The sequence below is a fragment of the Weizmannia sp. FSL K6-3076 genome (assembly GCF_038007245.1).
Lineage (GTDB): Bacteria > Bacillota > Bacilli > Bacillales > Bacillaceae_C > Weizmannia > Weizmannia faecalis.
In genome coordinates this window covers 1,896,081-1,909,813 of sequence record NZ_JBBOWU010000001.1, presented here as the reverse complement: position 1 = coordinate 1,909,813, position 13,733 = coordinate 1,896,081, and the positions used below count along the sequence as shown (strand labels likewise).

At 48.2% G+C, this 13,733-nt stretch carries 12 protein-coding genes; 10 read left to right on the top strand and 2 right to left on the bottom strand.

Features of this window, described 5'->3' with window-relative positions; genetic code table 11:
- Window positions 1-16: 16 nt before the first annotated feature.
- From NSS95_RS09035 to NSS95_RS09005, 7 genes are all read left to right on the top strand, one after another.
- The gene (locus NSS95_RS09035) at window positions 17-817 is read left to right on the top strand and encodes a pyruvate, water dikinase regulatory protein (protein ID WP_328013669.1); all 801 of its coding nucleotides are present in this window, start codon (window positions 17-19) and stop codon (window positions 815-817) included.
- Window positions 818-1,280: 463 nt separating this feature from the next.
- Entirely contained in the window at window positions 1,281-3,086 is a 1,806-nt protein-coding gene (gene dnaG / locus NSS95_RS09030) for a DNA primase (RefSeq protein ID WP_014097990.1), read from the top strand.
- Between the two features lie 77 nt (window positions 3,087-3,163).
- A complete protein-coding gene (gene rpoD, locus NSS95_RS09025; RefSeq protein ID WP_340713860.1) occupies window positions 3,164-4,297 on the top strand; it encodes an RNA polymerase sigma factor RpoD in 1,134 nt (377 codons plus the stop codon).
- A 150-nt stretch (window positions 4,298-4,447) separates the two neighbouring features.
- Window positions 4,448-4,984 (top strand): hypothetical protein, encoded by a 537-nt coding sequence (locus tag NSS95_RS09020; RefSeq protein WP_026683231.1) that lies wholly within the window; start codon window positions 4,448-4,450, stop codon window positions 4,982-4,984.
- A 218-nt stretch (window positions 4,985-5,202) separates the two neighbouring features.
- Window positions 5,203-5,574 (top strand): cytochrome c550, encoded by a 372-nt coding sequence (cccA, locus tag NSS95_RS09015; protein WP_017550550.1) that lies wholly within the window; start codon window positions 5,203-5,205, stop codon window positions 5,572-5,574.
- A 90-nt stretch (window positions 5,575-5,664) separates the two neighbouring features.
- Window positions 5,665-6,363 (top strand): tRNA (adenine(22)-N(1))-methyltransferase, encoded by a 699-nt coding sequence (locus NSS95_RS09010; protein WP_340713859.1) that lies wholly within the window; start codon window positions 5,665-5,667, stop codon window positions 6,361-6,363.
- A complete protein-coding gene (locus NSS95_RS09005; protein WP_014097995.1) occupies window positions 6,360-7,478 on the top strand; it encodes a Nif3-like dinuclear metal center hexameric protein in 1,119 nt (372 codons plus the stop codon). The genes NSS95_RS09010 and NSS95_RS09005 overlap by 4 nt, the downstream gene beginning before the upstream one ends.
- Before the next feature lie 265 nt (window positions 7,479-7,743).
- Here NSS95_RS09005 and NSS95_RS09000 read toward each other — a convergent pair whose 3' ends face one another.
- On the bottom strand, window positions 7,744-8,709 hold the full coding sequence (locus tag NSS95_RS09000; RefSeq protein ID WP_340713858.1) for a 4-hydroxy-3-methylbut-2-enyl diphosphate reductase: 966 nt from the start codon (window positions 8,707-8,709) through the stop codon (window positions 7,744-7,746).
- A gap of 290 nt (window positions 8,710-8,999) precedes the next feature.
- A complete protein-coding gene (gene vrrA / locus NSS95_RS08995) occupies window positions 9,000-9,638 on the bottom strand; it encodes a VrrA/YqfQ family protein (RefSeq protein WP_017550547.1) in 639 nt (212 codons plus the stop codon).
- Window positions 9,639-9,849: 211 nt separating this feature from the next.
- Between vrrA and NSS95_RS08990 the strand changes: the two genes are divergently transcribed.
- The 3 genes from NSS95_RS08990 to NSS95_RS08980 all read left to right on the top strand — a co-directional run bounded on the left by NSS95_RS08990 (window position 9,850) and on the right by NSS95_RS08980 (window position 13,709).
- Window positions 9,850-11,160, top strand: coding sequence for a DEAD/DEAH box helicase (locus NSS95_RS08990; protein ID WP_014097999.1), 1,311 nt, complete (start codon window positions 9,850-9,852; stop codon window positions 11,158-11,160).
- A 15-nt stretch (window positions 11,161-11,175) separates the two neighbouring features.
- Window positions 11,176-12,075, top strand: a complete 900-nt coding sequence (locus NSS95_RS08985; RefSeq protein ID WP_014098000.1) for a deoxyribonuclease IV — start codon at window positions 11,176-11,178, stop codon at window positions 12,073-12,075.
- A gap of 263 nt (window positions 12,076-12,338) precedes the next feature.
- Window positions 12,339-13,709, top strand: a complete 1,371-nt coding sequence (locus tag NSS95_RS08980; protein ID WP_014098001.1) for a C40 family peptidase — start codon at window positions 12,339-12,341, stop codon at window positions 13,707-13,709.
- Window positions 13,710-13,733 lie beyond the last annotated feature (24 nt).

Below are 13,733 nucleotides of genomic sequence, written 5' to 3'. Positions count from 1 at the left end.
AAGGAAGTGATCACTTTTGGCAAAACCCCATATTTACATTGTTTCAGACTCGGTCGGAGAGACGGCGGAGCTCGTCACAAAGGCGGCCATCAGCCAGTTTGAAAACCAGGACGCAGAATTAAAACGCTTCCCATATGTGGAAGATACGATCCACATTGACGAAGTGGTTTCGCTTGCATCCATGAATTACGGCATGATCGTTTATACGCTTGTGAAGCCGGAAATGCGGAAATACATGAACGACCAAGCCGTAAAACACGGCCTTGCTGCTGTCGATTTAATGGGACCTCTCATGGACCGGCTGCTCGAATTGTATGAATCCAAGCCGCTCTATGAACCGGGGCTCGTCAGAAAATTGGACGAAGCTTATTTTAAAAAGGTGGAAGCGATCGAATTTGCGGTGAAATATGATGACGGCCGGGATCCGCGCGGCATTGTCCGGGCGGATATTGTCCTCATCGGTGTTTCCCGTACGTCCAAAACGCCGCTTTCACAATACCTGGCGCATCACCGCTATAAAGTTGCGAATGTGCCGATTGTGCCGGAAGTGGATCCGCCGGAAGAACTTTTTCGTATTCCTTCCAAAAAATGTATCGGTTTAAAAATTGATCCTGATACATTAAATCATATCCGGAAAGAACGGCTGAAAACACTCGGGCTTGATGGTTCGGCAAGTTATGCGACCATTGAACGCATCAAATACGAACTGGATTATTTTAATCAGGTAGCGGAGCGGCTTGGCTGCAAAGTGATCGATGTCACCAACAAAGCGGTCGAAGAAACGGCAAATATTATTATGGATGAAATGAGAAAGTAAAAGCGGTCAAGGTTCGAGAAGCGCATGCCTTTTTGCGGCATCGGCCGGATGAAAATAAATCCAATTGAAACGGGGGAAGCAGGCTGAAACGGTCTTTGCTTCCACCCGTTTTTTTAAAATTTTTCTTTTGAAAAAAACGAGGCATATTTTTTTCTGTTTTTCAGTATTTATTTATAGTCAAAATGGAGCAAGTGTACTATAATAAAAAATTGTGATAAAAATGTATGATACGGGTTTAGAGTAAGCTTTTAAGGAATAAACTATTTATGAGTAAATGTCAAGTCTGAATTTGAATAAATTTCGACAGGGCCAAAAAAATTATGGGAAGAAGCGCAAAACATGCAGGATTCTGCGGAGCAATGTAGAATATTTTAGGATGAAAAGAAAAACAGCAAACGAATAAGCATTGCCGTATCCCGGATGAAATGCTGTTGAATAAAGGTGGAGCAGAAGGGATTGTTTGATGACAGGGATGATTCCAAATGAAAAAATTGATGAGATCCGCCGGTCTTCCGATATTGTAGAGGTCGTGAGCGAATATGTACAGCTCAAAAAGCAGGGCCGCAATTATTTCGGCCTGTGCCCGTTCCACGGTGAGCATACGCCGTCATTTTCCGTATCCCCAGATAAGCAGATTTTTCACTGCTTTGGATGCGGCGCAGGCGGCAATGTATTTACTTTTCTCATGGATATCGAAGGCATCTCTTTTCAGGAAGCGGCAGAGAAACTGGCACAAAAAGCGCATATCGAGCTTGGCGTCGTTTTACGGCACGAAGAGCAGAAAAACATCGATCCGAAGCGCCGGCAGATGCTGGAAGCGCACGAACTGCTGCAAAAATTATACCACCATTTGCTTTTGCATACAAAAGAAGGAGAACCTGCGCTAAAGTACCTGCGCGGGCGTGGATTTACAGACGAAGCAATCGAAAAGTTCGGGATCGGATATGCGCTGCCTGCCTGGGATTTTGCCGCCAATATGCTACAAAAGCGCGGTTTTCCCCTTTCCGTGCTGGAAGAAAGCGGGCTTGTCATCCGCAATGAAAAGGACGGCAAATATTTCGACCGTTTCAGGGACCGGATTATGTTTCCGATCATGGATGAAAAGGGAAACATGGTCGCATTTGCCGGAAGAGCGGTCCGGAAACAGGAACACCCGAAATATTTAAACAGCCCTGAGACGCCGCTTTTTAATAAAAGCAAGCTGCTTTTTAACCTGAACCGGGCAAGAGGGCCGATCCGCAAAAAACAGCAGGCAGTCATTTTCGAAGGCTATGCGGACGTGATCTCCGCCGACCGGGCTGGCGTTGAAAACGGTATTGCCACAATGGGCACTTCGATTACACCGGAACACGTCCGGATGATAAAAAGGCTCACGGACGGCGTTGTCATTTGCTACGATTCGGACCAGGCCGGCCTCACTGCTGCTTTCCGTGCGGGGAAAATGCTCAGTGAAAACGGCTGTGAAGTGCGGGTTGCGCAAATGCCGGATGGGCTGGACCCTGATGACTACATAAACCAGCATGGCGGAGAAAAGTTCCGCATGGATGTAATAGGGGCCAGCCTGACTTTTATGGCTTTTAAAATGCAATATTTCCGCATGAATAAAAATCTCCAAAATGAAGGAGAAAAGCTGGCGTATATAGAAGAAGTCATTCAGGAAATTGCCAAACTGGAGAATCCGGTGGAGAAAGACCTTTACTTGCGCCAGCTGTCCGAAGAATTTTCGTTGTCTTTGGACGCCCTGAAAGAGCAGGAAAGGCAATACGGTTCCCGTGAAACCGGGACCCGGAAGAGAAGCCGCCCTGCAGAGAATCCGGTGCCTGCACATGAGGAAGCCCGGATGCTCCCTGCCAATATGACCGCAGAGAGAAGGCTGCTTTGGCATATGCTGCGGGACGGGGAAATTGCCTATAAAGTGAAAGATTTCCTTGGCGAAAACAGCTTTTACGGGGATGAACACCAGGCAATTTTTACTTACCTGCTTGGCTGGTACGAAGAAGGGAATCCGCCTGATACGAGCGCTTTCCTGTCTTATTTGCCCGATGCAAAACTGCAGCGGATTGCTGCCGAAATCGAAATGATGACGGTAGGCGGGGAGCTGACGGATGAGGAATTGGAAGATTATGTGCAATATGTGCTAAAACACCAGAAGTTGCTGCGCATTCAGGAAAAACTGAGGGCACAAAAAGATGCCGAACGGCAGAATGATTTCCAAAAAGCGCTGCAATTGGCGGGTGAAATTGTGGCACTGAGAAAGTCTATGACTTGAAATCTCTGCTTTTTATAAATGATCAAGTTGCTGTTGGATCATTGAAAGTGTTGAAATTGTCGGAAGGAGGGGAACATATGGCTGAAAAGTCAGCACGTTCCAAAGAAGTAGAAGAAAGTGAGTTTACAGTAGAAAAAGCAAAAGAGCAACTCGTTGAACGCGGGAAAAAGCGGGGGTTTCTCACTTATGATACCATTTCCGAAAAACTCGGCCATTTTGATTTAACATCCGATCAGATGGATGAATTTTATGAATCGCTCGGTGAACAAGGAATCGATGTGACAGATGACACCAGCGACGAGGATGCCCCTTCCCATCTCGAACTGGAAAAAGAGAATGACGAAGAGTTTGACCTGAATGATTTGAGTGTTCCCCCGGGTGTGAAAATCAATGATCCGGTACGCATGTACTTGAAAGAAATCGGGCGGGTCGACCTTCTTTCCGCAGACGAAGAAATCCAACTGGCCAAAAGAATCGAGCAGGGCGATGAAGAAGCAAAACGCCGGCTCGCTGAAGCCAACTTGCGCCTTGTTGTCAGCATTGCAAAACGGTATGTCGGCCGTGGCATGCAGTTTCTGGATTTGATCCAGGAAGGCAATATGGGCCTCATCAAGGCGGTTGAAAAATTCGATTACAAAAAAGGCTACAAATTCAGCACCTATGCCACATGGTGGATCCGCCAGGCCATCACGCGCGCGATTGCAGACCAGGCACGGACGATCCGGATACCGGTCCATATGGTGGAAACGATCAATAAACTCATCCGTGTGCAACGGTCACTGCTCCAGGATTTGGGCAGGGAACCAACACCGGAAGAAATTGCTGAAGAAATGGATATTTCTCCGGATAAAGTTCGGGAAATCATTAAAATTGCCCAGGAACCGGTTTCACTTGAAACGCCGATTGGCGAAGAAGATGATTCGCATCTTGGAGACTTTATTGAAGACCAGGATGCCACATCACCTTCTGACCATGCCGCTTATGAGCTGCTGAAAGAACAGCTGGAAGATGTGCTTGATACATTGACCGACAGGGAAGAAAATGTGCTCCGCCTCCGGTTCGGGCTTGATGACGGGCGCACTCGGACACTTGAAGAAGTCGGCAAAGTATTCGGTGTCACAAGGGAACGAATCCGGCAAATTGAAGCAAAGGCTTTGCGGAAACTCCGCCATCCAAGCAGGAGCAAACGCCTGAAAGATTTTCTTGAATAAGCCGGAAAAAGAAACAGACATGGCGCTTGTGCATCTGTTTTTACAGGCGCCTTGTTTTTAGTTTACTTCCTCGGGAAGTAAACTTTTTTCTTGCAAAAAAAAGGATTTTCCGCCCGCTTGTCGAATAGGTTACACAGGATGTGTTGAAAAATGGACGATAAGAGAAAACAAATCATTGTCAACGAAATTAAAATGTGGAAAGAGACCAAAATGATTCCACAAGAATACTGCGATTTTCTACTCGCGATCTATACGGAGGGAAATGAGGCCAATACCCGCAAACAAAACGGCGCAGGGAAATCCGTTAAAAAACAAGCCGCGGTTTCTGTTTTTATTCTTGCCCTCATTGCAATCGCTGTATTTGTCATTTATTTTACTGAATTACATTTTATTTTGCAAACGATGATTTTGACAGCTTTTGTCGGATGCTTACTTTTTCTGGGAATTCATTATGCTAATAAAGAAATTTTTTACCCGGTTTTCTTTGTTGGCGCCGCGATTATTTTGCTGCTTCTCAGTGTGTTTTTGAATGAAAAGGTGTTTGGAAATCACCGCTATACTTTATATTTGCTGCTTTTTGTCAACTGCGGGTTGTGGCTTATCGCCGGAAAGGCATACAAGCTGCTGTATTTTACCTTATCGGGGTTTCTCGGCCTCGTCATCTTGCTGGTCTCTATAGTAATATAATGTATAATTTTCAGTTTTCCTGTTGCCCTTTTCCGGCCCGCCTGCAATTGTATCACTTTATTGAATTTTTTGCTGCTTTTATTATAATACAAGATGAAAGCGCATTCAACCGTTATTTTTAAGTGGAAAGGCTTTCTTTCAAAAGAATTTTCAGTTAAAATGGAGGAGATGGGCACGGTAAATACGCTGGAAAAGCGGAAAAACAAGGGGGGAATGCATTGAAAAGAAATCCTGTAATCCCATATGTGCTGATTATGGTATTCGGGCTTGCCCTTATCTTTTTTCTTTCCGTGAAAGGGATCGGGGATGCGAAAGAAGTGGCCAAAGAAAAGGAGCATCCGAAGCAAACCGAAACCGCCTCCTCGGAAAAGTTTGATCCGGAGAGCTTTGCCAAAAAGACTTGCGTGACCTGCCACGGAAATAATTTGCAAGGCGGGGCCGGGCCGAATCTCCACGGCATCGGCAAGAAATTGTCCAAAGATAAGATTAAAGATGTACTCAGGAACGGCACGAGCGGCGGTATGCCAGCCGGACTTGTCGAAGAAGACCATATTGATGAAATGGCGGACTGGGTATCAAAGCTAAAATAAAGGGCAGGTTCACCGTACGGGGGGCATCCCCCTTTTTTTTATGGCAAAAAGTGGCTACAATAGAGGTATCACATGTAAAGTGGTGAAGAAATGAACAGCGGGAAACTTTCAAGAAGGCTTGAATCGGTGGCGGCTTTTATTCCGGCCGGCACTGTATTGGCAGATATCGGGTCTGACCACGCTTATTTGCCCGTTTTCTGCGTGAAGGACGGTAGCGTAACAGCGGCGGTGGCCGGAGAAGTGGCGGAAGGGCCGTACCATTCGGCGCAAAAGCAAGTGGAAAAAGCAGGGCTGACTGAAAAAATCAGCGTCCGGAAAGGAGACGGGCTTGAGATCTTGGCTCCGGGCGAAGCGGGATGCATTACGATTGCCGGGATGGGCGGCGCATTAATCGCCTCTATCCTCGATCGCGGAAAAGCAAAACTAAACGGCAAAGAAACGCTCATCCTGCAGCCGAATACCGGGTCGCACATTGTCCGCGGATGGCTGGCGGAAAACGGATGGGCCGTCACAGGAGAAGACATTCTCGAGGAAGACGGGAAAATATACGAAATTATCGCGGCAGAGTACGCGGGCCGCCGTATCGCGCTCACGGAAGCGGAACGCCTGATGGGCCCGGTTTTAATCAAAAACCAAAATGAAGCTTTCCGGAAAAAATGGCGTAATGAAATCAAAAAATGGCAATCCGTGCTCAGCCATCTGGAGCAGGCAGACGCAAGCCCGGAAATTGAAGAAAAAAAGCGTGTATATCGCCATTTGATTGCTTTGGCAGAGGAGGTTTTAACATGAAGCATGCGAACGGGCATGATGTCATCCAGCTATTTGAGCAGTTCGCACCGAAAAAGTTTGCAATGGACGGGGATCCGGTCGGGCTCCAAATCGGGCAGTTAAACGGGCCGGTGAAAAATGTGCTGGTGGCGCTTGATGTGTTGGAAGATGTGGTGGACGAAGCGATCGAAAAGGATGTCCAGCTGATTATCGCCCACCATCCTTCCGTTTACCGGCCGTTAAAAAACATGGCGACAGATACCCCCCAGGGCCGGCTGATTGAAAAATGCATCCGCCACGGGATTGCTGTCTATGCCGCCCATACGAACCTTGATATCGCAGAAGGGGGTGTAAACGATTTGCTGGCGGAGGCGCTCGGGCTACGCGATACGGAAGTATTATCGCCTCTTTATGAAGACAAATTGAGGAAACTGGTTGTTTTTGTCCCGGTATCCCATGAAGAAGCCGTAAGAACGGCGCTTGGAAATGCCGGTGCGGGGGCGATCGGGAATTATAGCCATTGTTCTTTCTCTGCCCGCGGTACCGGCCGTTTTCTGCCGGGGGAAGGGACAAACCCGTTCCTCGGGGAAGCGGGAAAGCTCGAAGCAGCAGATGAAACAAGGATTGAAACGATTTATCCCGTGTCGATTGAAAAACAGGTGCTTTCTGCGATGCTTGAGGCGCACCCGTATGAAGAGGTTGCCTATGATATTTATCGGGTCTTAAATGAAGGCCGGAAGTATGGGCTCGGCCGGATCGGCGAAATCGAACGGGAAATGGCACTGCGGGAATTTGCGGAACATGTTAAAAAAGCGCTCGAAGTTCCGGCATTGCGCGTCGTCGGAAATCTCGACGAAAAAGTGAAAAAAGTAGCTGTTCTCGGCGGAGACGGCAACAAATATTTTGCTGAGGCAAAAAAGGCGGGGGCCGATGTGTTCGTCACCGGGGATTTTTATTACCATAACGCCCACGATGCACTGGCGCTCGGGCTGAATGTTGTAGACCCCGGACATAACGTGGAGAAGGTGATGAAAAAAGGGGTCGCGGCTTATATGCAGAAAGCATGCAGGGAGCATCAGCTCGATGTCCGCTTTATTGCATCCGAAGTGAACACAGACCCGTTTCAGTTTCTTTAAAAAACGCCCGGGCCGCTCGAAGTAGGGAAAAAGACGGCCTTTTTTAACCCGGGTCCCGTTATCCTAAAAAGATTGCGATAGCTCATTTTCCTTCTTTTGGACGGGGCCCCGTTGCATCTCGTATGGACTAAAAATACACACCAATTGATTTTCATGATGCTGCATTTTTTCCAGCATGGATGATGAAAGGCAAAAGGGCAGAATCCGGTGGGGATCCGCCCTTTTGCTTATATTCCTTTCCGGCCGGTAGCGTTTCAACCAGGTTTCAAGCTTTTTGGCCGGAAGAACGGTGCGACGCTTTCACTTTCGGTAAAATTTTGGTTAACGGTACGTTCCGCTTTCGTTCCCAGGTTGATTCGTCTGTCGGGTCAAATTTTTCAAGAAATGCTATGACTTCACGCACGATCGGCGTCGGTGTTGATGCCCCTGCCGTTACGGCAACTTTTTGTACACCTTCAAGCCACGCCAGCTCAATTTCTTCGACATCGGCAATCCGGTATGCTTTCGTGCCGGCAATTTCTTCTGATACTTGGGCGAGGCGGTTTGAATTGTTGCTGCGCGGGTCGCCGACTACAAGCAGCAAATCAGCCTCCCCGGCCTGCCTGGCAACGGCTTCCTGGCGAATTTGCGTCGCATGGCAAATTTCATTGTACGTTTCTGCATGCGGATATTTCTTTTGGATAAGTTCCATTAAATCCGCCACGTCCCATTGGCTCATCGTCGTCTGGTTTGTTACAATGATTTTATCATTGCGGATATCGAGGGCTTTAACGTCTGCTTCCGTTTCGACGAGATGGACAATCGCAGGTGCGACACCGGCTGCCCCCTCGGGTTCCGGATGGCCTTTTTTACCGATATAAATCACATCATAGCCTTCTTTTTCTTTTTCACGGATTAAATCATGGGTTTTCGTTACATCCGGGCATGTGGCATCAATGGCCGTCAAGCCTTTTTTCCGGGCAAGTTCGCGCACTTCGGGGGAGACGCCGTGCGCGGTAAATATAACGGTGCCTTTCTCCACCTTTTCGAGAATTTCTTTGCGGTTTTTGCCGTCGAGCGTAAGGATCCCGTCTTCTTTAAAGGCATCAGTCACATGCTGGTTGTGGACGATCATGCCAAGAATATAGATGGGACGCGGCAAAGTTTTATCCATTGCGGCGTTGCGGGCAATGACCATTGCGTCAACAACGCCGTAGCAGTAACCCCGGGGGGAAATTTTCAGCACTTCCATCGCGATCCTCCTAACAGGGTGCCGGAACACCGGCATCCGGGCTGGGAAATGAGTCTATTACATTTGTATTATATCGGAATGCGGCAAAGAATACAAAACGGGTTTTTGCACAGCCGGCCGTGCCCGAAATATGGCGCGCTCCCGGAAGGATGGAAAAGCAGAGGCTAATGCCAGCTTTTAATAGAACGAACCGTCTATACGCGGGTGCAAACTTTTGGTGCGCCAGATACCGAATGGTTCCCGGCCACAGAAAAAACCGTCTGCACACGGGTACAAACGGTTTTGGCGCCTTAAATAAACAATTTCGGCACGGAGACTCCTTTTTCCGGGCGTTTTTCGTCATTTTTGCTTTCTGCGGCTTGAGATGCGGGACGCTCCGCTTGCCGGTTGCTTTTTTTCTCTTTTGCTGGCGCAGGTTTTTTGTCTTTGCTGCTTAATTCGCGATTTTCCTGCTCATCCTGCTCATCCTCATTCGGGGCATTTTTCAGGCCGCGGTACAGTTTCCACATCGCTGGCAGATTTTTGACGAGCGGGCCGACCTGCTGAATCTGCTGGATCATCGGGCCGACCTGCTGCGCGGTTTTTAAGACATTTTGTGTATTGTTTAAAAACGAACTGATCGAAGAAGGATTTGCGATGGATTTGAAAAGCGATCCGCCTCCCCCGGCGGCACCCCGCTGGAAGGCAGCTGCCGGGTTGGCGGCTGCGCTTTGTCCGCCCCTTTGGAACAGTCTGGATAAAAGCCCTCCGCCCCGTCCTGCAGTTGCGCCTGCTCTACCCGGAAATCCCGGCATTTGCCCTCCGGCTCTGAATTGCCCGGGCATGCCCGGCCCGCCCAGGCGGTTCCCGGCAAACGGATTTCGCTGCATTCCGCCGAACGGGGACGGACTTTGCCGGCCGAAAAAGGGCGACATATTTCTTGGCGGCATCCATTTGACCCCCTTTCTGTTTGGCTTTTTCGTTCAATATTACAATATGCAGGCCAAACGGAAACGTCTGGCATGCAAAAAAAGTTTCTTTCTGCCTGTAAACGGCACAAAAATTTCCATTTGCATACGGGGGCATGCGGAAATTGGCATTTTTCGCGGATGTCGATTATAATAACAAGACGTTCTGCTGCATGAGAGAAGGAGTGGAAACATGAACGGAACAAAATGGGAAGATTTCGGTTTTAAATCATTTATCGAAAAAGCGATCGAACATAAAGGCTTTGCCGAACCGACGGAAATACAGCGAAAAATGATTCCGCTTGTTTTGCGGGGGGAAAGCGCTATCGGACAGTCGCAGACGGGAACGGGGAAAACACATGCTTATGTGTTGCCGCTTTTGCAAAAAGCAGACCCGTCTCTTGCGGAAGTCCAGGCGGTGATTACGGCCCCGACGCGGGAACTGGCGGCACAGATATACCATGAAATCCAGGAAATTTTAAAATGGGAAGAAACAGGCCGTCTTACCGCTAAACTATTTATCGGCGGGACGGACAAGCAGCGGGATATCAGCAAACTGAAAAAACAACCGCAAATTGTAGTTGGCACACCGGGCAGGGTAAATGATCTTGTGAAAGAACAGGCGTTATTTGTCCATACAGCGAAAACGTTTGTTGTCGATGAAGCGGATATTATGCTCGATATGGGCTTTATCGTGGATGTCGACCAAATCGCGGGGAGGATGTCTGAAAAACTGCAAATGCTCGTGTTTTCGGCAACCATTCCCGAAAAATTAAAGCCGTTTTTAAAAAAGTACATGGAAAATCCGAAATTCGAGCAGGTAGCGCCGCGCCAAATCGCAGCGAAAAAAATTGAACATATTTTGATCCCAAAACGCGCGCGGGAGAAAATGGACGTGTTGCATGATGTCCTCGAGGCGTTTAACCCGTACTTGGCGATTGTATTTGCAAACACAAAAGCGATGGTGGATGAAATTGCAGCAGGGCTCTCAGCAAAAGGGATGAAAACGGCCCGCATCCACGGAGACCTCTCGCCGCGGGAACGGGCGAAAACGATGAAACAAATCAAAAACCTGGAATACCGGTACATCATTGCCACTGATTTGGCCGCGCGCGGGATTGATATCGAAGGGGTCAGCCATGTTGTAAACTACGAGCTGCCAAAAGATTTAACGTTTTACGTCCATCGCGCCGGCAGAACGGCCCGCGCCGATCTGTCGGGCATATGCGCGACCATTTACGAACCTTCCGATGAGTTTGCCCTCACCCAGCTTGAGAAAATGGGGATTGCATTTCTCTACCGCGATGTGCGCCGCGGCGAATGGGTGGAACTGGGCGATCGGAACCGCCGCAAAAAGCGGGTAAAAAAGGCGGATCAAACGGAGACTGCGGCGAGAAAGGCAATCGGCAGGCCGAAAAAAGTGAAGCCGGGCTACAAAAAGAAAATGGAACGGCAGATCGAAATGCTGAAAAAACGGCAAAGGAAATTGCAAAAACGGAAATAAAAGGGGAGAAACAGCATGCTTAAAATTGGTTCACATGTCTCGATGAGCGGCAAAAAAATGCTGCTTGCGTCAAGTGAAGAGGCGGTTTCATACGGCGCCAACACATTCATGATTTATACGGGCGCACCGCAAAATACAAGGCGGAAGAAAATTGAGGACTTGAACATTGAAGCCGGCCTTGCCCATATGAAAGAACATGGCATAGAGGAGATTGTCGTCCATGCGCCGTATATCATCAATATCGGCAACACAACAAATCCTGCGACATTTGAACTCGGTGTCCGTTTTTTGCGGTCGGAAATTGAGCGGACGGAGGCGATCGGAGCGAAGCAGATCGTTTTGCACCCGGGCGCCCATGTTGGTGCAGGGCCGGAAAAAGCGATCAAGAAAATCATTGAAGGGCTGAATGAGGTGCTTGTTCCGGAGCAAACCGTCCAGATTGCGCTTGAAACGATGGCCGGCAAAGGATCCGAATGCGGCAGGACGTTTGAGGAACTGGCGGAAATTATAGACGGCGTCAAATACAATGACAAGCTTTCCGTTTGCTTTGATACTTGCCATACCCATGATGCCGGCTATGATGTGAAAAACCGGTTTGATGAAGTGCTGGATGAATTTGACCGGATCATCGGCATTGGCCGCCTGAAAGTATTGCATGTCAATGACAGCAAAAATGAAGCCGGCTCGCACAAAGACCGGCATGAGAATATCGGGTTTGGCCATATCGGATTTGAAGCCCTTGACTATATCGTGCATCACCCGGCGCTTTCTGACATCCCGAAAATTTTGGAAACCCCTTATGTCGGCGAAGACAAAAAGAACCGCAAGCCGCCGTACAAATACGAAATTGCCATGCTTAGAAACAGGAAATTTGACGAAAATCTGCTGGCCAAAATTGTGGAGCAGCCCGCTTGAATCCTGGTCAGGTTTTAAAGCCGCTGAAACAAAACGGTGAGACACTACATTCTTAGTGTCTCATCGTTTTTTGCATCTGGACAGTTTCAGTGGTTTTCGTTTGGCCGGGATTTTTTAAAAATAAACCTCCATTTGCAAAATGAAATATAACTGTAATCTATTTATCAAACCATCAATGCTATAATCAGAAATATCAATAGATTAATAGAACGGAATCTACACATAATGAGAAAAAGCCGATACATAGCAATGGAGGCGTTAAGGTGAATAGGAAGTTTTTGTCGTTAACCGCTGCTGCAGTGATCGCAGGCAGCGCTTTCGTCCCGCTTAGCAAAGCAAATGCAGAAACCGCTGTCAAGAGCATTCAAAACGAGGAGTCGGCCGTTAAGGAAAGCATTTCCGGCAAGCAAAACGAGATTGCGAAGATCGCAGAAAACGCGAAGCAGCTTCAGTCGGATATGGAAAAAATTTCGGCTAAGATCCGCCAAACCAATCAGAAAATCAGTGAAAAAACGCAAGAAGTGTCAGAGACGAAAGACGAGGTCGCATCGTTAAATGAAAAAATGAAAGAAACGCAAAAAAGAATAGAAGAGCGCAACAACGTGCTTGCCCGGCGTGCGCGTGACATTCAACAAAAAGGCGGAGCGGATAGTTATCTGAATGTGCTGCTTGAATCCAGCAGCCTGAGCGATTTTGTCAGCCGAGCGCAAGCGTTAACAACGTTTGTCCAAGCAGACCGCGCCATTTTAAAAGCGCAGGAAAAAGACAACAAAACATTAAATACAGCAAAAGCTGAAGTGGAAAAGAAGCTTCAGAAAGTGCAGTCGGATTTAGCTGAGCTTGAGGAGTTGAAAGAAGCAAACAAATACCAGCTTGCGGACCAGAAAAGCTTAGAAGCGGCGCTGAAGGAGCAAAAACAAGCTGCTGCAGCTGAATTGGCGAAGCTGAAAGACAAGGAAGCTTCCTTAAACGCGCAGGAAAAAGCAGCGCTCGCTGAACTGGAAAGCAAAGAGACCGAGACCGCACCATCTGCTACTGCTGCAAAATCTTCCGCGCCTCAGGAATCGAAGCAGGATGATTCCGCTTCTACCGGCACGAGCACCGGAAGAGACGATTCAAATGGAGAAACTGCGGCACATACACAGAAGGAAAAGACAAAGTCCGGATCCCGCGCAAAACATGTGGCGCGCGTACCTTCCTTTTCTGATGACGGCAGCGCTTCAAACAACGGTTCCGGAACGGTTGAAAAAGCGATCAGCGCCGGTTCAGCTTTAATCGGGCACACTTCCTATAAAATGGGCGGCGGAAGAACGAAAAGCGACATTGCAAACGGGCTTTTTGACTGCTCCTCATTTGTTCATTGGGCCTACGCACAGGCAGGCGTGAACCTGGGTGGCTCCGGTGCGAATACGGATACGCTTGCAGGGCTTGGGCAAGCGGTCAGTGCTTCGCATATGAAACGGGGAGACCTGGTCTTTTTCAATACTTATAAGTACAACGGCCATGTGGGCATTTACCTGGGCGGCGGCAAATTTCTCGATTGCAATAGTTCAGATGGCGTTTCCATCGACACCATGAGCAGCGGTTACTGGAAACAGTGCTTTAATGGCGTTGTCAGGCGCGTAGTGAAATAAGGAAGAACCGGCCGAAAAGCTTTT